Here is a 19,404-nt window from a genome sequence, read left to right as displayed (position 1 = left end):
CTGAAGGAGTCGGTCCCCATGGCCGGATTCATTGATACGTCCGAGTTTCACAACAACATGAAGATCGAAATCGACGGAGAGCCGTTCGTCATCGTCGAGTTCCAGCACGTGAAGCCCGGCAAGGGTTCCGCCTTCGTTCGCACCAAGATTCGCAGCCTCCTCTCCGGCCGCGTCCTCCAGCCCACGCTGAAGTCCGGCGAGAAGGTGGGCAAGCCGGACATCGAAGAGAAGGACATGCAGTACCTGTATGTCCAGGGCGACGACTACTACTTCATGGACAAGCGCGACTTCGAGCAGACCTTCATCAGCGAGAAGGCACTCGGCGACGCGAAGAACTTCCTGAAGGAGAACATCGACGCGACCATCCTGTTCTGGAACGGGAAGGCGATTGCCGTCACGCTGCCCAACTCGGTGGACCTCAAGGTCGTCAAATGCGACCCGGGCGTGCGCGGCGACACCGTGTCGGGTGCGCTGAAGCCCGCCACGCTGGAGACCGGCTTCGAGGTCTACGTGCCCCTGTTCATCAACGAGGGTGACGTCCTGAAGATCGACACGCGCGACGGTGGCAAGTACCTGACCCGCGTCGCCACCGCGGGCTAGCTCAGGCTCCGCTCGGAGGGACGCGAGAATGGCAACCAAGCGCAAGTCGACCCGGGCGTCCGCGCCCACCAGCGCGCCCGCCCCGGCGAGCGCGCGAGACGCGGGCAACACGTCCCTGGACGTGGAGGCCCTGCGAGAAATCGTCAACATCCTGGAGGCCTCGGACGTGACGAGGCTGGTGTGGAAGCGCGGGGAAGAGAAGCTCTTCATCCGCCGCGGCCACGCCCCGGAGACGACCATCGTCCACCACTCGGCCCCCTCGGCCGTCCAGGTGGGCCCGGCCGTCGAGTACACGGCTCCGTCGGCGCCTCGCGCCGCCCCGGTCGCCGCTGCCCACTCCGTGGCCACTGCTGCCCCCGTGGCCGAGAAGGCGCCGGAGAAGCCGGGCCACGTGGTCACCAGTCCCTTCGTCGGTACCTTCTATCGGACGCCGGCGCCGGATCAGCCCGCCTTCGTCGATGTGGGTTCGGTGGTGAAGAAGGGCCAGGTGCTCTGCATCATCGAAGCGATGAAGTTGATGAACGAAATCGAGTCCGAGGTGTCCGGCCGCGTGGCCGAGATCCTCGTGGAGAACGGTCGCCCGGTGGAGTTCGGCCAGGCGCTGTTCCGCATCGAGCCGGCTTGACGCGGCGCGCGCGCCTTCGCTTTTCGCGGGGCGCGCGCCCGAGCCGGCCGTTTCAGGAGACACCCCCGTGTTCAAGAAGGTGCTGATTGCCAACCGCGGGGAGATTGCCCTGCGGGTCATCCGCGCCTGCCGGGAGCTGGGCATCGCCACGGTGGCGGTGCACTCCACGGCGGACGCCAACGCCCTCCATGTCCGCTTCGCCGATGAGGCGGTCTGCATTGGCCCTCCGGCGTCCAAGGAGAGCTACCTCAACGTCCCGCAGTTGCTCTCCGCCGCGGAAATCACCCGCGCGGACGCCATCCACCCCGGCTACGGCTTCCTCTCCGAGAACGCCGAATTCGCCGAGGTGTGTGAGAACTGCAAGATCCGCTTCATCGGTCCGCGTCCGGAGATGCTGCGGATGATGGGCAACAAGGTCCGTGCGCGGCAGGCGGCGCGCGAGGCGGGCATGCCGCTGTTGCCCGGCAGCCCCGGCACGGTGAAGGACCCCCGCGAGGCGGAGGTGTTCGCCCGGGAGATTGGCTTCCCCGTCATCCTCAAGGCCGCCGCCGGCGGTGGTGGCAAGGGGATGAAGATCGTCCGCGAGCCGAGCGCACTGGCCCAGGCGTTCTCCACCGCGCAGGCGGAGGCGGTGGCCTCCTTCGCCAACGGCGACCTCTACATCGAGCGGTACGTGGAGAAGCCGCGCCACATCGAAATCCAGATTGTCGCCGACGAACACGGCAACGTCATCCACCTCAACGAGCGCGAGTGCTCGGTGCAGCGCCGGCACCAGAAGCTCATCGAGGAGTGCCCGTCACCCGCGCTCACGCCGGAGCTGCGGCAGCGGATGGGTGAGGTGTCCGTCCAGGCGATGCGCAAGCTGCGCTACAACAACGTCGGCACCATCGAATATCTGCTGGACGAGCGCGGCGAGTTCTACTTCATGGAGATGAACACGCGCATCCAGGTGGAGCACCCGGTGACGGAGCTCGTCATGGGCGTCGACCTGGTCCGTGAGCAGATCCGCATGGCCTACGGCCACCCGCTGCGCTTCAAGCAGGAAGACGTGCAGATGCGCGGACACTCCATCGAGTGCCGTGTCAATGCCGAGGACCCGATTACCTTCGCGCCGTGGCCCGGCAAGATTACCGGCTACAGCGTCCCGGGTGGCTACGGGGTGCGCGTGGACTCGGGGGCCTACGAGAACTACACGGTGCTGCCGTACTACGACAGCCTCCTGGCCAAGCTCATCGTCCACGCGGAGGACCGCGAGACGGCGATCCGCCGCATGCAGCGCGCGCTGGGCGAGTACGTCGTGGAAGGCATCCGCACCAACATCCCCTTCCACCGCGCGGCGCTGGCGGACGAGTCGTTCCAGGAAGGCAACTACGACACGCGTTTCGTCGAGCGTCTCCTGGCCAGTGAGACAGGTTCTCGCCGGCTGAAAAAAGCAGTCGAAGAGACGCCGTAGCACACGTCCGCCTACGTGGCGTTCCCGCCCGTGGGGCGGGCATGCAAGCAGGTGAGCTGGCCCCGGGGGGAGCCGGGCTGTTTCTTGACCCGCGTTGGAGGATTCCGTTAGCCTCCGACTCTCCCCCTTTTGAAGATAGAAACCCGCGAAGTTCCAAGGGGTTTCGGCTTTCCGGAAGCCCACGCTCGATGGACAAGAACAAGATCATCGAAGCCGCCGCGAAGCTCGTCGCGAAGGGCGCCTACGACAAAGCCATCAAGGAGTACCAGAAGGTCCTGGAGGTCGACCCGAAGGACATCCGGGTCCTCCAGAAGATGGGGGAGCTGTACGTCAAGAAGAACGACAACGCCCAGGCGGCGCACTTCTTCACGAAGGTCGCGGAGAGCTACTCCTCCGATGGGTTCTTCCTCAAGGCCGTCGCTCTCTACAAGCAAGTCCTCAAGCTCAATCCGAACCTGCTGGAGGTGAACCTCAAGCTGGCGGAGCTTCACCAGCAGCTCGGGCTGATGTCGGAGGCGATGGCGTACTTCCAGATCGTCGCCAACCACTACGACAAGGCGGGCGACACCAAGTCGTCGCTCGATACCTTGAAGAAGATGGTGGATCTCGACCCGGAGAACGTGGCGTCGAAGATCAAACTCGCGGAGCTCTATGCGCGCGAGAACATGACGCGCGAAGCCATCCAGGAGTTCAAGCGCGCCGCCGAGTACCTCAAGCGCAACAGCCGTGGCGACGACTGGGCCCGCGTGGCCGAGCGACTGTCCACGCTCGAGCCGGACAACCTGCCCCTGGCCAAGGAGCTGGCGTCCTCGTACTTGCAACGCGGTGACCAGAAGCGCGCGCTCGCGAAGCTGCAGGTGTGCTTCAAGGCGGACGGCCGCGACGTGGAGACGCTGTCGCTCCTGGCCCAGGCGTTCCAGGGACTGGGGCAGACGTCCAAGACGGTGTCTGTCTACAAGGAGCTGGCGAAGATCCACCAGGAGCGCGGCCGGCCCACGGAGGCGGAGGCCGTCTGGACGCAGATTGAAGTGTTGGATCCGCAGGACCCGGATCTGCTCGCCCGCCGCGCGCCCGCGCCGCAGCCCGCCGCCGCGCCGCAGCCTGCTCAGGCCCCGCAGTCCGCCGCCGCGCCGCAGCCCGCCGCTCGCGCCGCGCCGCAGCCCACGCCCCAGGCCGCTCCGGCTCCCGTGGCGCCGCCCGCGCAGCAGGGCGGACTGGCGCGCGAGCAGCTCTCCAAGCTGCTCACGGAGACCGACGTCTACGTGAAGTACGGGCTCCACGACAAAGCCCTGGAGCACCTGCGCAAGGTCTTCTCCGTGGACCCGGAGAACCTGGACGCGCACGAGAAGGCGTATCAAATCTATGTCGCGTCCGGGAACGCGGCGCAGGCGTCCGAGCAGCTGCTGAACGTGCTGCGACTGTGCACGCGCGCGGCGGACTCGACGCGCGCGCAGCAGTACCTGGCGACCATCCTCCAGCAGAACCCCTCCCACCCGGAGGTGCCGGCGTTCCTGTCGGTGCTGCGCGTGGAAGGTCCGGTGACGACGGCGCCGTCGGCCACGGTGGTGGAGTCGGTGGGCGAGGACGCCATCCTGGTGGACTCCAGCGACGACGAGGTCCTCGTCGCGCCGCCCCCCGAGGACGCGCTGCTGCACCCGCCCGGCGACGAGCTGGCGCTGGCCACGCTGCCCTCGAACGACTCCGACGAGGTCATCGACGACGACGGGGACGCCACCGTCGTCAGTGAGGAAGCGCTCGTCGGCGAGGCCATCACCTCGGGTGAGCACGACGTCTTCGACACGCCCGCGCCGGAAGACCTGGCCGCGGACTCCGCGGACGAGACGCTCGTCTCCAGTGACGACGACGGGCTGATGCTGACGGATGAGCCCGGCCTCGTGTCGTCGGAGGACGAGCCGCTCGTCGAGTCGGCCGACCTGGATGCGTCGTACGCCAGCGACGAGGGCCTGTCGCTGGGGGACTCGGACGACGAGGCCACGTCGACGTCGATGGCGGCGCTGTCGCTCGGAGACGAGGACGAACCGCCTCCGACGATGGTGCGCGCGCCCACGCGGGCCCTGCTCCAGGAAGCCGCGCCGAACACGCGCAAGCAGCCGGTGTACGTGGAAGAGGCGCAGCTCGACGTGGACGAGATGCCCACGCGGGTGGGCATCGCTCCGCTGGATGCCTCCATGCTCGACGAGCTGGAGGAGGCGCCGGGCTCGGACATGCCCTCGCTGGGGGATCCGTTCGAGGAAGAGGAGCCCACCGCCTCGCACGCCGTCGTGTCGCTGGACGACATGCCGACGGAGGACCCAGAGACCGACTTCGGCTCGGAGCCTCAGGTCGAGTCCGACTTCGAATCAGAGCCCCAGGACGAGACCGACTTCGGGTTGGAGTCCCAGGCCGAGCCCGACTTCGAGTCGGTGGAGGAGCCCGAGGAGGCGTCCGCCGAACTCGTCGCCGACAGCGCCAGCGAGGGTGACGAAGAGGAGCCGGCGGCCGAGGAGTGCGACGAGGCGGCCTTCTTCCTGGACCAGGGCCTGATGGAAGAGGCCCGCGAAATCCTGGAGACGGTGTCGATTGCCTTCCCGGGCCATGCGCGCGCCACCGAGCTGATGGAGCGGCTGGAGGCGATGGAGGCCAGTGGTGGGGCGGCGCCCGAAGAGGAGCCGCTGGAGCCCATCTCGGTGCCTTCCGTGCAGCCGGTGACGGATGCGGGCGCGGAGCGCGACGCGTTCGACCTGGCGGCGGAGCTGGCCGGCGAAATCGACAACCTGGGCGACGACACGGCGGCCGCGGCGCCCGCGGAAGAGGACTTCCAGTACTCGGTGGAGGAGGTGTTCTCCGAGTTCAAGAAGGGCCTGGCCAAGGTGGTGAAGCCCGAGGACGTGGACACGCACTACGACCTGGGCATCGCCTACAAGGAAATGGGCCTGCTGGACGACGCGCTCCACGAGTTCGAGGTGGCCCGGCAGGGCTGCGCGGGCACCAAGCGCGAGGTGGACTGCCTGACGATGATGGGCATGTTGCACCTGTTGCGCGGTGACGGCGGCTCGGCGGTGGAGACCTTCCGAGAGGGGCTCGCGAGCCCGTTCGCCACGGGTGAGGCGGCCAAGGCGCTCGGCTTCGAGCTGGCGACGGCCTACGAGGCGAACGGCGAGCCAGGCAAGGCGCTGTACCACTACCAGCGAGTGGCGGTGATGGACGCGAAGTACCGCGACGTGGGGACGCAGGTGTCCCGCATCGCGGCGAGTACGCAACCGGAAGAAGACCCCCTGCCGACCCCGGCACCCGCCGCGGTGAATGGCTCCAAGGCCCATGGTGCCGCACCCGCAGCGGCGGTGGCGAATCCCCCGGTGCCAGCGGCCGGCGCGCCCAAGGCGCGCAAGGTCGGTTACGTGTAGTTGCCCCCGAGGTCCGGCGAGCCCATGACGACCTACCTCGATTTCTTCGACCTCACCCAGGAGCCCTTCTCCAACGCTCCGGTGAGCCGCTTCTATTACAACTCGGCGCAGCACTCCCAGGCGCTCACCCGACTGATGCATGCGGTGAGCTACATGAAGGGCCTGTCCATCCTCGTCGGCGACATCGGCGCGGGGAAGACGACGCTGGCCCGCCGCATGCTCGATTCGCTGCCCGAGTCCGAGTACGAGGCCGCGCTGCTGGTCATCATCCACTCGGGCATCACCGCCAACTGGCTCTTGCGGCGCATCGCCCTGCAACTGGGCGTGGAGAACCCCGCGCAGGAGAAGCTGGCGCTCCTGTCACAGCTCTACCAGCGGCTCCTGCAAATCTACGAGTCCGGCAAGAAGGCCGTCGTCCTCATCGACGAGGCGCAGATGCTGGAGACGCGGGAGTTGATGGAGGAGTTCCGCGGCCTGCTGAACCTGGAAGTGCCGGAGCGCAAGCTCATCTCCTTCGTGTTCTTCGGCCTGCCCGAGATTGAGAAGAACCTGAAGCTGGACCCGCCGCTCGCCCAGCGCGTGGCCATGCGTTACAAGCTCGAGCCCTTCACCGCCGAGTCCACCGAGGCCTACATCAAGCACCGCCTCCGGCTCGCGGGCTGCCCGCGCATGCCGTTCTCTCCGGAGGCCCTGCTGGCGGTGCACGAGCACTCGTCGGGCTCGCCGCGTGTCATCAACACGCTGTGCGACAACGCGCTCTTCGAGGCCTTCCTCGCGCGCGCCGAGACGGTCTCCGCCGAGCTGGTGCATCGCATTGGAAAGAACCTGGGACTCCAGGGCATCAATGCGGCCGCTCCCGGAGCAGGCGAGCGGGCGAGCGCCCCGGCGACCCATCTGCCCCGAGCGTCGAACAACAAGCTCGATCTGGCGGAGATAGACCGTTACCTCGAAGGGCTGGGTAAGCTCTAGGGGCTTTGGCGACACAGAGCCGCAACGGTGCGCTTCGAGCGCTGCTGCTCGTGCTCCTCGTTCTATCGGGGAGTGTGCTCGCGTTGCGCATGCCCGAGACGTGGGAGGTGGCCTGCACCGTCGCGCGGCGGCACCTGCCGGACGTGCTCGGGCTGGACGTGGGCATCGGCCGGTGTGAGTTGGATCCGCTCGGCTCGCGCGTGGTGGTGCACGGCTTCTCGCTCTTCCTCCCGGGCGAGGACACGCCGCTGGTGGCGGCGGACACCGCGGAAGTGCAGTTCGGGTTCCTGCGCCCCTTCTCCGGACGGCTGACGCTCGCGCTGGTTCGGGCCCAGCGGCCGCGCGTGACGCTGGATTTGTCCCAGCCCTCGACGGACCCGGCGAAGAAGTCGGAGGGCTGCTTCCTGGATCCGCTCGAGCGGGTGCGGGTGTCCCACCTGGACATCAGCGGAGCGGAGCTGCGACTGGCGCTGCCCGAGGGCCGGCGCGTGGAGGTGGCGGACCTGGACGTGCGCTGGACGGAGCGCTGGGGCGTCATCGAACTGGATGCGGAGGCGCGTCGCGGCCTCGTGCGGTTGGGCGCGGATGGCGCGGAGCTGGCGCTGCAGCGGCTGGCCTTCGCTGGCGCCTTGGACCCCGACGAGGCGCTGCTGGAGCTGGAGCGCGCCGAGGTGTCCCTGGATGACATCATCACCACGGTGTCGGGACGCGTGGACTCGCTGTGCCAGCCCCACCTGGCGCTGGACGCGCAGGTCTTCCTCCCGCTGCGCACGCTGTCGCAGGCGAAGCTCCTGCCAAAGCCCGCGACGGGGCACCTGTGGAGTCGCGTGTCCATCGCCGGCAAGCCGGAGTCGCCCGCGGTGTCGCTGGAGCTGTCGGGCAACGGGCTGGGGTACGACAGGTTTGGGCCGGCCAACATCTCCGCGCGCCTGTCGTACTCGGGCGATGAGCTTCGGGTGGAGGAAGTCGTGGTGCCCGTGGGTGCAGGCCGGGTGCGCGCCACGGGCAAGCTGGGGCTGACGCCGCTGTTCCCCCTGGAGGTGAGCCTCAAGACGGAGGATGCGTCATTGGCGCGCATCCTCGACAAGGCGGGGGTGAAGGGCGCGTGGGTGGACTTCGCGGCTTCGCTCGACGCGCAGCTCACGGGCAACCTGCTGCCGCGCTTCTCGCTGTCGGGACCGCTGGATTTGCGCACCAGCCGTTTCAAGCTGGCCACGCGGGCCTATGACGCGCCATCGACCGATGGAATCACCATCCTGGAGTTCGACAAGGGGCGTGCGCAGGCGCAGGTGAAGCTCCAGGCGGACCGGGTGTCGTTCAATCACGTCTCCGCGGAGGTGGGCCGCTCACGCGTCCAGGGCGACGTGGGGCTGCTCATCGGCGGCGGGCTGGGGCTCGACATCCACGGACAGGGCGAGCTGGACCTGGCGGACTTTGGCCACATCGCGGGCCTGAAGTGGGCGGGACGGGGCAACGCCACGTATTCAGTGACGGGGCCCGTGTCGCAGGTGAAGGTGGAGTCCGGGCTGTCGTTCCGCGACTTCGTCTTCTGGGGTTTCTCGCTGGGCGTGCTGCAGGGGAAGCTGAGCTACTCCGACGGGGTGCTGGCCTTCCCTTCGTTCACCGGCCAGAAGGGGCGCACGCAGTACTACGGCAAGGCCGGCGTGGGCTTCGGACGGTTGCTCAACCTGCGGCTCGAGGTGAATGTCCCGCAGGGACGCACCGAGGACCTGGTGGACGTGGTGGCGGGCCTGACGCCGTCGCTGGCGGTGATGCAGGGCACGCTGGGCGGTACGGCCTCGGGCCGCGTGGAAATCGACAGTCCCATCGAGCGGCTGGAGGGACTGGTGGCCTTCGACGTGAAGGACACCACGTACTACGGACGCCGGCTGGGGGATGGCTCGGCGCGGCTGCGCTTCGTGGATGGCAAGGCGATGGTGCTCGAGCGCACGGAGCTGCGCGGTCCACTGGGGCGCACGTGGGCGGAGGGCACGCTGCTGTTCGCGGGAGGGCTGGACTACCGCTTCGGTGGAGACGGCCTGTCGCTGGCGGAGACGGTGGAGCCGGAGCTCGCGCGACGCATGGGCATCCAGGGGACGATGGTGATGGACGGCGTCGTGTCCGGAACCTCCGACGTGCCCGTGGTCGACGTCACGCTGCGCGCCCCGCGTGTGACGTTCGCCGAGCGCGGCCTGGGCGCGATGGACCTCACCGGGCGACTGGTGGGCAAGGACCTGGAGGTCTGGGGCCGCCCCTTCCAGGACGCCAACGGCCGCGTGAAGCTCAGGGTCCAGGACTCGTGGCCCTATGACGCGTCGCTGACGCTGTCGCTGCCGGAAATCCGTCCGCTGCTTCCCTCGGAGCCGCTGTGGGCGGGCGTGTCCGGCGCGGTGTCCGGCGCGCTCACGGCGAAGGGGCCGCTGATGGAGCCCGAGGCGGCGCACCTGCGGGCGACGGTGGACAAGCTGGTGCTGTCCCGCGACGACGTGCGGGGCGAGAACACGGCGCCCATCAGCCTCGCGTACGAGAAGGGTCGGTTTGAGGTGCAGCCCTTCCGCTTCCTCGGGCCGTACGTCGACCTGAACCTGGGCGGCTGGATGACCACGCGCGGGGGAATCGGCTTCACCCTGCGCGGCGGCGGAGACCTGCGCCTCCTGGAGTCGCTGCTGCCGGCGATGGTGGAGCGCTCCACGGGCCGCGTCACCGTGGACGCGGAGGCCACGGGCACGCTGGAGGCGCCGTCCGTGGTGGGCAGCGCGGAGCTGCTGGACCTGCGCCTCGCCATGCGGGACCTGCCCGTCAACATCCGAGGCATGTCCGGCCGCGTGGAGATGACGGGTCAGCGACTGCTGCTGGAGCACCTGCAGGGGCAGCTCAACGAGGGGCGCATCTCCGCGCGCGGCGACGTGCGGCTCGCGCGATTCATGCCCCAGCGGCTGGGCCTCACGGTGCAACTGGACGAGGTTCCCTACCGCCTCACGGAAGACCTGCCGGCGACGTTCTCCGGGCTGCTCCAGGTGGTGGGGCCGCCCCGAGGCTTCACCGTCACGGGCGGCATGGACATCGTCAAGATGCGCTACCAGAAAGCGCTGGACGTGGAGTCGCTGCTCAAGTCCATGCAGAAGCGCGCCAACGTGGCGTCGGCGGCGAACGTCATCGCGGGCGAGCAGCAGAAGCCCTGGGTCATCTGGGACGTGAACGTCCACTTCGGCGACGTGCTCGTGGACAACAACCTGGCGAAGGCGCGGATGCTGGGGGACGTGCGGCTGACGGGCACGGACCTGCGGCCGGGCCTCCTGGGCCGGGTGGAGCTGGCGGAGGGCAGCCAGGCGTTCTTCCGCAACAACCCCTTCACCATCAGCCAGGGGCAGCTGGAGTTCCAGGACCCCACCAGCCTGGAGCCCGTCTTCGAGGTCCAGGCCCAGACGCTGGTGCGCGAGTACGTGGTGAAGCTGCACGCCTTCGGCAAGCCCTCGGACCCTCAGGTGCTCCTGTCCTCGGAGCCGGCGCTGGTGGAAGGCGACATCGTCTCCCTGCTGACCCTGGGCTTCACCTCGTCGGACCGGGACACGGCGGCGTCCGCGGGAGCCGGGCTGGCGGCCGAGGCCCTCTTCAACGTGTCGGGGCTGGACCGGCAGGTCCAGCGGTTCCTCCCCAGCAATCCGGTGCTGCGGGATTTGTCCCTCCAGATTTCCACGACCTACAACGACGCCACACGTCAAGCGGAGCCCACCGCGCAACTGGAGTCGAAGTTCCTCAGCGAGCAGCTTAAAATCGGTATGACTCAACCCGTGAGTGGGCGAGGAACGCGGGCGCGTGCCGAGTACCGCTTCGACGACAGACTTTCCGCGCAGGCCCAGTGGGACAACGAGAACAGCGAAGCCTCGTTTGGCAACCTCGGGCTCGAGCTGAAGCTGAGCTGGGAGGTCGAGTAGCCCGCGCCGCCATGGCGCTGGCACTGGGGCTCTGCGTCCTGTGCGCGAGCCTGGCGCGAGCCCAGCTTCGCGAGGTCGACGTTCCCGGGCCGGTGGTGGTGGCCGTGGAGCTGCACCTGCCTGGCGGCGTGGACGGCCAGGGGCTCAGCGGACTGGTGGCGGTGCGCAAGGGCCAGTCGTTGACGCCCGCGGCCGTGCGCCGCTCGGTGGAGCGACTGTGGGCCACGGGGCGCTTCGCGGACGTGGTGGCGAGCGTGGTGGACGTGCCCGGTGGGGTGCGCCTGGTGTTCCAGCTCACGCCCGTGTCGAGGCTCGCGCGGCTGCGCTTCGAAGGCAACGCGGTGCTGTCGGACGGCGAGCTGCTGGATGCCAGTGGCCTCCTGGAGGGCGGCCCCCTGGATGGCGAGGAGCTGGAGGGGGCGGTGTCCTCCGTGCTCCAGGCGTACCAGCGCAAGGGCTACGACTCCGTGAAGGTGACGGCGCGGCAGGAGCCGGTGACGGACGGCGTGGCGGTGTTGCTCCTCGTCTCCGAGGGCCAGCCGACGCGCGTGCGACAGGTGAGCTTCTCGGGCAGCCCGGGGCTGCCGCTGCCGCGCCTGCTGGAAGTGCTGGCGATGCCGCCGGGCGACGTGTTCGACCGGGCGCGGCTGGAGTCGGGGCTGGACCAGTTGCGTGCACTGCTGCGTGAGTCGGGCCACTGGAGAGCCCAGGTGGGCACGCCCTCGGTGCTCGTGGAGGGCAGCTCCGCCTCGGTGGCGGTGCCCCTGTCAGCGGGGCCTCGGTATTCGCTGCGCTTCCATGGCAACCATCGCTTCTCCGCGGAGATTCTGGAGGGTGTGCTGGCGCATGACGCCGCGGAGCCGCTCGACGAGGTGGTGGCGGGACGGCTGGCGCGGCGGGTGGAGTCCTTCTACCGGCACCGTGGCTTCCACGACGCGAAGGTGCGCTCGCGCGAGGTGGTCCGGCCGGACGGTGAGGTGGCCGTGCTGGCCTTCGACGTGGACGAGGGCCAGCCCCTGCGCGTCAACGAGGTCCGATTCCATGGCAACGCCTCGCTCGGCTCGGGGACGCTGAGGGAGTTCCTCGCGGAGCGCATTCGCGCGGGCGAACTCCAGCCGGAGCTGGACCTGCGACTCCAGGACGACCCGCTGGACGCGGAGGGCCGTCATGGCCGTCGCGCCGCGGCGATGGAGCCCGTGCCGGACCCGTCCACGGTCTACGTGGAAGAGGCGTGGCTGGAGGCGACGGAGGCGATGAACGAGGCGTACCGCGAGCGGGGCTTCCTGTCCTCGTCCGTGGTGTTCCGTGGGCTGACGGTGGATGCGCGCACGCGGACGGCGGTGGCGGACTTCGACGTGGAGGAAGGGCCGCAGGCGCGCGTGACGGAGGTCCGCTACGAGGGGCTGCCGGAAGGTACGGCGCGGCTCTCGACGGGGGCGGGGGTGGGGGTGCACAAGGGCCTGCCCCTGAGCTTCGAGGCGGTGGAGGCGGCGCGCCTGTCCCTGGAGCGAGGGCTGGGGCAGCAGGGATATCTCTTCGCCCGCGTCACCACGGAGTCGTCCGTTGGAGAGGACGGACGGGCGGCGACGGTGGTGTTCCGCGCGGACGCGGGGCCCCAGGTGAAGGTGGGCAAGGTGCTGGTGCAGGGGCTGACGCGCACGGACCCGGACCTCATCATGGCCAACCTCAACCTGGAGGAGGGGCAGCCGCTCGCGCTGGAGGCGCTGACGGAGGGCCAGCGTCGACTGGCTCGGTTGGGGTTGTTCCGACAGGTGGATGTCTCGCTCGCGGACCCGACTCGCCGCGAGCCGTCCAAGGACGTCGTGGTGACGGTGCACGAGCGGCCACGCCTGGATGGGCAGGTCTCCGGTGGCTACTTCCTCGTCGACGGTCCTCGCATCACCCTGGACACGACGTATCGCAATCTCGATGGGCTGGGGTTGAGCCTGCTGGCGCGCGGGAAGGTGAACTACGCGGGCTGGAGCGCGGAGGCGCTGTCCGCGGACCGGCGCATCGCCTGTCAGCAGTCCGGAGGCGCGGCCTCCGCGGGCTGTGACGTGGAGCTTCAGGGGCTGGCGGGCCTGGGAGGCCGTGGCAACCTGGCGCTGTCGCAGCCGCGCCTGTACTTCCTGCTGCCGTTCGAAGTGGGCGCGCGACTGGATTTGATTGCCGAGCGCGTGCACCGGCCCTCGTACGTGTCCGCGCGATTCGCGGCGGCCGCGGCGCTCGACTGGGCGGTGACGTCCTGGTTCAACGCCTCGCTGTCGTACGAAGTGGAGAACAACCGGCTGCGCTCGCGCGCGGGCGTGCTGGAGTTGCTCAACCGCGCCGACCAGGAGCGGCTGCGCTACCCCTACGGCGACTTCGCGCTGCATTCGCTGCGGCCGTCCATCACCCTCGACTTCCGGGACGACCCGGCGAATCCCCGGCGCGGCCTGGTGCTCATCAGCAGCGCGGAGCTCACGCGAGGCATCAGCGTGAAGCCCACGGACGTGGCGGGCAATGCCGTGGCGGCGTTCCCCATCAACAGCGTGAAGCTGGCGAGCAACCTGAGTGGCTACATCCCTCTGGGACGCAGGGCGAGTCTGGCGCTGTCGGCGCGCGCGGGGACCATCGTCCCGCTGGAGCCTGGCGCGCAGACCATCGGCTCGAAGTTGTTCTACCTGGGCGGCTCGTCGAGCCTGCGCGGCTTCCGCGAGGACGGTGTGTTGCCGGAGGACGTGCGCGAGGCGCTGCATCAGCGGCTGCGGGATTGCCGCTCACTCATCAGCCCGTCGGGGTGCTCGGGAGAGCTGAAGGCGGTGCTCGCGGGGCAGGTGCCGGGGAGCCAGGGCGGTGAGCTCTTCACGCTGGGCAAGGCGGAGCTGCGGGTGCCGGCGCTCACGTCGCTGGACCTGGGGCTGTTCCTCGAGGCGGGCAACCTGTGGTTGGACCGGACGCGGTTGGATTTTGAGCGACTGCGCTACGCGGCGGGTGTGGGCCTGCGGTACGTGACGCCGGTGGGCCCGCTGGCGTTCGACGTGGGCTTCAACCTGGACCCGGATGAGGAAGTGAACGAGGCGCGGACGCAGTTCCACTTCAGCATCGGTACGTTCTGAGGAGGCGGGATGCGCGGGTCCGCATGGCTGACGGCGCTGGTGGTGGTGGCGTGGGGCGTGGGGTGCGGCCACACGGAGGACGCGGCGATGAAGCCGGAGCGCCCCAAGTGGATGCCTCCGGAGGGGACGTGTCCGAAGGGCGCGCTCGTCCAGATGGAGCGGCTGGGGTTGAAGCCAGGGGACAAGGTCCCCGTCATTGTCGATGCCATCCAGGACCATCCGGGTCCCGCCCGGTACAACTACAGCTTCGTGATTGCGCTGCCTCGGGACGACGGGGAGAAGAAGCTGCCCGGCGCGCGCATCGGTGGACGGTTGTACGTGACGAAGCACCGGGTGTTCGGTCGCTATGACCGGGTGTTCCTGCCGGAGAGCGGCGCGATGTCGGTGCCGTTCTGCGGCATCCTGTTGGATGCGCGGTGGGACCGTGACGGCGAGGGGCTGATTGCCTACCCGAGCCCGATGAAGGGCTTCTCCGTCGTGCAGGACAACACGGGCGTCATCCTCGTCGTGGACCAGTACCCGTGAGCTGTCGCGCCTTCCCGTGAGGTACAGTCCGGGACGTGTTCTACGCGTGCGTCCGGGCCGTGGTGGCGGTGTGTCTGCGACTCTTCTACCGGGTGAAGGTGAATGCACCCGGCGCCGAGCCGGAGGGCCCGGTGTTGTTCGTGGGCAACCACCCCAATGGCCTCATCGACCCGGCCCTGGTCTTCATCCTCACGCGCCGCAAGGTGACGTTCCTGGCGAAGGCGCCGCTGTTCCGCATGCCCGTCCTCGGCTGGCTGCTCAAGGGACTCGATGCGCTGCCCGTGTACCGCAAGCAGGATGACCCGACGAAGATGGGGGGCAACGAGGGCACGCTCGACGCCGCCAAGGGCGCGCTCGTGCAAGGCCGCGCCATCACCATCTTTCCCGAGGGGAAGAGCCACTCCGAGCCCGGCCTGGCGGAGCTGAAGACGGGGGCCTCGCGCATCGCGCTGAGTGCCGCGAAGGAAGGTGCCCCGGTGCGCATCGTTCCCGTGGGCCTCACCTACGCGGAGAAGCACGTCTTCCGCAGTGAGGTGCTCATCGATGTGGGCCCCGCCATCGAAGTCGCCACCTTCCTTCCCGCGGATGCCGCCTCGGAACCTGATTCCGTGCGCGCCCTGACCGAGCGTATCGCGGAGGGGCTCCGCGCCGTGACGCTCAACCTGGAAGAGTGGGCGGACCTGCCGCTCGTGCAACTCGCCGAGCAGCTCTTCTCCTTCAAGCAGGGGGGAACGCTGGACGCGGAGCGGCTGCGCCTGTGGGCGCGTGGCGTTCAACTGTTCCGTGCCCAGGAGCCCGAGCGGTTCGAGGACGTGCGCACCCATCTCGCGTCCTTCCAGCGTCGTCTCTCGCTGGTGCACGCGGAAGGGCCCAAGGACCTCGCGCTCGTCTACCGCACAGGCAACGTCGTCCCCTTCGTCGTGAAGAACCTGTTGGCGCTGGTGTTCGGCCTGCCGCTCTTCGCACTGGGACTGGTGCTCTTCTGGCTGCCCTACCAGGTGCCCAGGGTGGCCAGCCGCAAGGCCGAACTCGACGTGCAGGCGACGGTGAAGTTCCTCACGGCCTTTGTCGTGGCGCTCGTGTGGTGGGCCGCGCTCACTGTCGCCGCGGGACTGTGGGGGGGCACCTTCTGGGCGCTCCCGACCTTCCTCATCGTGCCGCCCCTGGCGCTGTTCACGCTCTACTTCGCGGAGCGCTGGGACGTGCTCCGGCGGGACATCGACGTGTTCTTCACGCTGGGCAACCGCGCGCGCCTCAAGGTCCTGCTGCTCTCCGACGGAGAGCGGCTGGCCGCGGAGGTGGAGCGATTGGCGGAAGAGTACCGGCCGAAGGTCGACGCCACCGTCAGGCGGTAACGCGCTCTCTCGGCACGGCCTCGCGGAACAGCCGTGCGCCGATGAGCAGGGCCACGCCGCCCAGCAGCACGGGCAGGGCATTCACGGCGATGGCGGTGCGCAGGTTCGCCGCGTCGGCGATGTTGCCGATGAGCGTGGGCGAAATCGCGTCCCCCAGCAGGTGGATGCACAGCACGTTCAGCCCCATGGCGAAGGCGCGGAACGCGGGTGGCACGCAGTTGACGATGGCGGCGTTGATGGGGCCGCTGTTGAGGAAGATGAGGAACTGCGCCACGCCCATCGCCGCGAGCGCGGGTCCCACGTCCTTCAGGTTGACGGCGAGGTACATGCACGGCGCCGCCAGCAAGAGGCCGATGCCGGACATCCACAGTCCACCACCCTCGCGCTTGCGGTCCATCTTGTCGCCCAGCCATCCGCCGGCCACCGTCCCCAGCAGGCCCGCCACCGCCGTAATCGCGCCGAAGATGAAGCCGGAGCTGTCCGCCGCCATCCCTCGCTCGCGCACCAGATAGGTCGGCATCCAGAAGCCCAGGCCGCCGATGGAGAACGTCATCAGCGTGTAGCCCGCCGTCACCGCCCAGAAGGCCGCGTTGCGACCCAGCCCCTTGAGCCCCACCATGAAGGGCAGCTTCGCCGCCGCGTCCGGACCATCCATGGCCCCGCGCTTCGGCTCCGGCATGAAGAAGGCCAGGGCCCCCAGAATCAGGCCCGGCACGCCTCCCGCGAAGAAGGCCACGTGCCACGAATAAGCCTGCGTCAGCCACCCGCCCAGCCCGTAGCCCGCCGCCGCGCCCACCGGAATGGCGATGTAGAAGAACGCGAGCATCCGGGTGCGCTGCTCGCGCGGGTACAGGTCGGAGATGATGCTCGGCGCCACCGCGCCATAGCCCGCCTCACCGATGCCAATCACCGCGCGCGCGACGAGCAGCGCGATGAAGGACGTGGCCAGTCCACTCGCCCCCGTCGCGAGGCTCCACAGCAACACCCCGCCCGCCACCAGCAGCCGGCGTGGATACCTGTCACCCAGGAAGCCACCCACCGGGGAGGCCAGCATGAACACCACGATGAACATGGTGCCCAGCAGCCCCGCCTGGGTGTCGTTGATGCCGAACTCCTTCTGGATGCCCGGCAGCGCCACCGCGACGATGTACCGGTCCAGGTAGTTGACCAGGTTGATGAGCGTGAGGACGAGCAGCGCGTACCCGGCATTCGCCGCGGGAGCGATGGGCGCGGTGGTCGGGGAAGGGGAGAGGCTCACGGAAGACGTGCTCATGACCGGGCCGCCCCGGCTCCGAAGCGGTGCGCGAGCAGTCCCCACCTCAAGCCCCTGTCACTCACGCGGCATCCGTCCAATCCCAGCGCCCTCACCGACTCCAGCAGGATGATGGCGCCCGCGGGGATGACGTCCGCGCGCTTGGGCTGCATGCCCGGCAGCGCTCTGCGCTCTTCCAGTGGCATCTGGCACAGCCGGTCCGCCAGCGCGGTCAGCTCGCCCACGGACAGCGTGCCGCCATGCACCCGCTCCGCGTCATACGGGTCGATGGCGTGTCGCACCGCGTACAGCGTTGTCACCGTGCCCGCGACGCCCACCAGCCCCGAGGCGGGAGGTGGAGGGGGCAGCGTCTTGAAGGTGTCGCGAAGGTGCGACTCGATGCGCGCCCGGTCCTCCGAGGACATCGGGTCGGAGCGCACGAAGCGCTCGGTGAGCCGCACCGCGCCCACGTCGAAACTGTGCCGGAACTCCACGTGGCCCGCGGGGTTGCCGAAGATGAACTCCGTGGAGCCTCCGCCAATGTCCAGCACCAGCAGGGGCCCCGCCGCCTCGCCCGCGAAGTCCGAGTACACCGCGGCGAAGGACAGCTGCGCCTCCAGTTGCCCGGAGATGATTTCCACCGTGACGCCCGCGCGCTCCTTCGCGGCGGAGAGGAACTCCGCCCCGTTGCTCGCGTCGCGTGCCGCGCTGGTGGCGGACACCGCGATGTCCTCCGCTCCCAGCTCCCGCGCCTCGCGCGCGAAGGCCTCCAGCACCGAAAGCGTGGCCTCCATGCCCTCCGCCGACAGCCGACGGGTGGCGTCCACGCCACGGCCCAGCCGGGTGATTTCCGCGCGCTCCCGGACGGCCTCGAAGCGGCCCTCCGCCGTGCGTTCCGCGACCAGCAACAGCACGGAGTTGGTACCGATATCGATGGTGGCGAATCGCGGCATGCGCGCAAGCCTACTCAACGCAGGAGCGCTTCCAAAGCGTCCGCCAGCGCCCGGTACTCCTCTGGCGTGTTGTAGAGCTGCGCGGACACCCGGACGTGACGGTGGGGCGGCTTGGGCCAGGCGACGATGGGCACCTCGATGCGGTACTCGTCGAACAGGCGAAGGTGGACCGGGTCCAGGTAGAGGGGCGGCTCGGGCTGCTCCGGGTAGCCCGCGGACAGGGTGACCACCGCCATGCTGCCCACCATGTCCTCGGGGCAGGCGGGGGCGGTCTTCATCCGCTCGCACAGCAGTGCGCGCGCGGCCAGGGCCTTGCTCCGGTTGGCCGCCATCACCTCGGGCCAGCCTCCGGGTAGCAGGCCACCCACCACTCGCAGCGCTTCCGGGACACAGAGCGCGGCGGTGGGGTCCATGGTCCCCGTCCAGTCGAAGAGGAGCCGGAAGCGGGAGCGGTCCGTGCGGGGCGAGTTGCGCCCATGGCTCACCGCCAGGGGCGTCATGCCCTCCTGCAGGTCGCGGCGCACGTGGAGGAAGGCCGCTCCCTTGGGGGCGCACAGCCACTTGTGGCAGTTGCCCGCGTAGTAGCCCGCGCCCAGCGAGCGCAGCGACAGGGGCACCATGCCGGGCCCGTGCGCGCCGTCCACCAGCGTCTCGATTCCCTTGGCTCGCAGCTCGGAGATGAGCCGGGCCAGGGGCATCACCAGCGCCGTCTGGCTGGAGACGTGGTCCACCAGGAACAGGCGCGTGCGGGGCGTCACATGCGCGAGCACCACGTCCACGATGGACTGCGCGGAAGTCACGGGCCAGGGGAGCTTCGCCACCACGACCTTCGCGCCCCACTGCGCCGCGACGAAGTCCAGCGCGTTGCGACTGGCGTTGTATTCGTGGTCCGTGGTGAGCAGCTCGTCACCCGGCTCGAAGCGCAGCGAGCGCAGCACCGTGGTGACGCCGCTGGTGGCGTTGGCGACGAAGGACACGTCCTCCGCATCCGCGTCGACGAAGTCGGCGAGCTTTCCCCGGGCCTCGTCCAGCAGCGGCTCGATTTCGCGGTGGAGGAAACGGACGGGCTCCACCTCCATGCGCGCGCGCAGCTCCGACTGCTTCTGGAGCACGGCGGTGGGGCACGCTCCGAAGGAGCCGTGGTTGAGGAACAGGACCTCGGGGTCCAGTCCCCAATGGGAACGGAAGGGGGCGCTCATGCGCGGGAACTGGACCCGAGCACGCGCCCCCTGTCA

The 19,404-nt window shown here is 69.2% G+C and carries 12 protein-coding genes; 9 read left to right on the top strand and 3 right to left on the bottom strand.

The features are described from left to right. Window positions 1-18 precede the first annotated feature (18 nt). From efp to HUA76_RS17995, 9 genes are all read left to right on the top strand, one after another. Window positions 19-600, top strand: a complete 582-nt coding sequence (gene efp / locus HUA76_RS18035; protein WP_141642881.1) for an elongation factor P — start codon at window positions 19-21, stop codon at window positions 598-600. A 28-nt stretch (window positions 601-628) separates the two neighbouring features. Beyond that, on the top strand, window positions 629-1,225 hold the full coding sequence (gene accB / locus HUA76_RS18030; protein WP_174453027.1) for an acetyl-CoA carboxylase biotin carboxyl carrier protein: 597 nt from the start codon (window positions 629-631) through the stop codon (window positions 1,223-1,225). Between the two features lie 67 nt (window positions 1,226-1,292). Next, complete coding sequence (gene accC, locus HUA76_RS18025; protein WP_174461562.1) at window positions 1,293-2,678, top strand: acetyl-CoA carboxylase biotin carboxylase subunit; 1,386 nt, start codon at window positions 1,293-1,295, stop codon at window positions 2,676-2,678. A 188-nt stretch (window positions 2,679-2,866) separates the two neighbouring features. After that, entirely contained in the window at window positions 2,867-6,082 is a 3,216-nt protein-coding gene (locus HUA76_RS18020; protein ID WP_174453028.1) for a tetratricopeptide repeat protein, read from the top strand. A gap of 24 nt (window positions 6,083-6,106) precedes the next feature. Next, the gene (locus HUA76_RS18015; RefSeq protein WP_141642877.1) at window positions 6,107-7,051 is read left to right on the top strand and encodes an ExeA family protein; all 945 of its coding nucleotides are present in this window, start codon (window positions 6,107-6,109) and stop codon (window positions 7,049-7,051) included. A gap of 5 nt (window positions 7,052-7,056) precedes the next feature. Further along, window positions 7,057-10,986 (top strand): translocation/assembly module TamB domain-containing protein, encoded by a 3,930-nt coding sequence (locus HUA76_RS18010; RefSeq protein WP_174461561.1) that lies wholly within the window; start codon window positions 7,057-7,059, stop codon window positions 10,984-10,986. Window positions 10,987-10,997: 11 nt separating this feature from the next. Continuing rightward, entirely contained in the window at window positions 10,998-14,084 is a 3,087-nt protein-coding gene (locus HUA76_RS18005) for a POTRA domain-containing protein (protein WP_174461560.1), read from the top strand. A gap of 9 nt (window positions 14,085-14,093) precedes the next feature. Further along, a complete protein-coding gene (locus HUA76_RS18000; RefSeq protein WP_174453031.1) occupies window positions 14,094-14,609 on the top strand; it encodes a hypothetical protein in 516 nt (171 codons plus the stop codon). Between the two features lie 35 nt (window positions 14,610-14,644). Next, window positions 14,645-15,964 (top strand): lysophospholipid acyltransferase family protein, encoded by a 1,320-nt coding sequence (locus HUA76_RS17995; RefSeq protein ID WP_174461559.1) that lies wholly within the window; start codon window positions 14,645-14,647, stop codon window positions 15,962-15,964. Here the strand turns inward: HUA76_RS17995 and HUA76_RS17990 are convergent. From HUA76_RS17990 to HUA76_RS17980, 3 genes are read right to left on the bottom strand one after another with little or no spacing between them, the layout of a single operon-like run. Then, entirely contained in the window at window positions 15,954-17,237 is a 1,284-nt protein-coding gene (locus HUA76_RS17990) for an MFS transporter (protein ID WP_174461558.1), read from the bottom strand. The genes HUA76_RS17995 and HUA76_RS17990 overlap by 11 nt on opposite strands. Further along, complete coding sequence (locus HUA76_RS17985; protein ID WP_174453034.1) at window positions 17,234-18,169, bottom strand: Ppx/GppA phosphatase family protein; 936 nt, start codon at window positions 18,167-18,169, stop codon at window positions 17,234-17,236. Before HUA76_RS17985 ends, HUA76_RS17990 begins: the two co-directional genes overlap by 4 nt. Before the next feature lie 14 nt (window positions 18,170-18,183). After that, complete coding sequence (locus tag HUA76_RS17980) at window positions 18,184-19,368, bottom strand: aminotransferase class V-fold PLP-dependent enzyme (RefSeq protein ID WP_174461557.1); 1,185 nt, start codon at window positions 19,366-19,368, stop codon at window positions 18,184-18,186. Window positions 19,369-19,404: the final 36 nt, after the last annotated feature.

The organism is Myxococcus sp. CA056, assembly GCF_013336715.1.
Taxonomy (GTDB): Bacteria; Myxococcota; Myxococcia; order Myxococcales; family Myxococcaceae; genus Myxococcus; species Myxococcus llanfairpwllgwyngyllgogerychwyrndrobwllllantysiliogogogochensis.
The sequence above is the reverse complement of the archived record's forward strand: the minus strand, read 5'-3'. Positions and strand labels throughout refer to the sequence as shown.

Coding starts and splice junctions, on each gene's coding strand:
- HUA76_RS17985 (WP_174453034.1), bottom strand. CDS start 18,169: ATGCCGCGATTCGCCACCATCGATATCGGTACCAACTCCGTGCTGTTG.
- HUA76_RS18000 (WP_174453031.1), top strand. CDS start 14,094: ATGCGCGGGTCCGCATGGCTGACGGCGCTGGTGGTGGTGGCGTGGGGC.
- HUA76_RS18015 (WP_141642877.1), top strand. CDS start 6,107: ATGACGACCTACCTCGATTTCTTCGACCTCACCCAGGAGCCCTTCTCC.
- accB (WP_174453027.1), top strand. CDS start 629: ATGGCAACCAAGCGCAAGTCGACCCGGGCGTCCGCGCCCACCAGCGCG.
- HUA76_RS17980 (WP_174461557.1), bottom strand. CDS start 19,368: ATGAGCGCCCCCTTCCGTTCCCATTGGGGACTGGACCCCGAGGTCCTG.
- HUA76_RS18005 (WP_174461560.1), top strand. CDS start 10,998: ATGGCGCTGGCACTGGGGCTCTGCGTCCTGTGCGCGAGCCTGGCGCGA.
- HUA76_RS17990 (WP_174461558.1), bottom strand. CDS start 17,237: ATGAGCACGTCTTCCGTGAGCCTCTCCCCTTCCCCGACCACCGCGCCC.
- efp (WP_141642881.1), top strand. CDS start 19: ATGGCCGGATTCATTGATACGTCCGAGTTTCACAACAACATGAAGATC.
- HUA76_RS18020 (WP_174453028.1), top strand. CDS start 2,867: ATGGACAAGAACAAGATCATCGAAGCCGCCGCGAAGCTCGTCGCGAAG.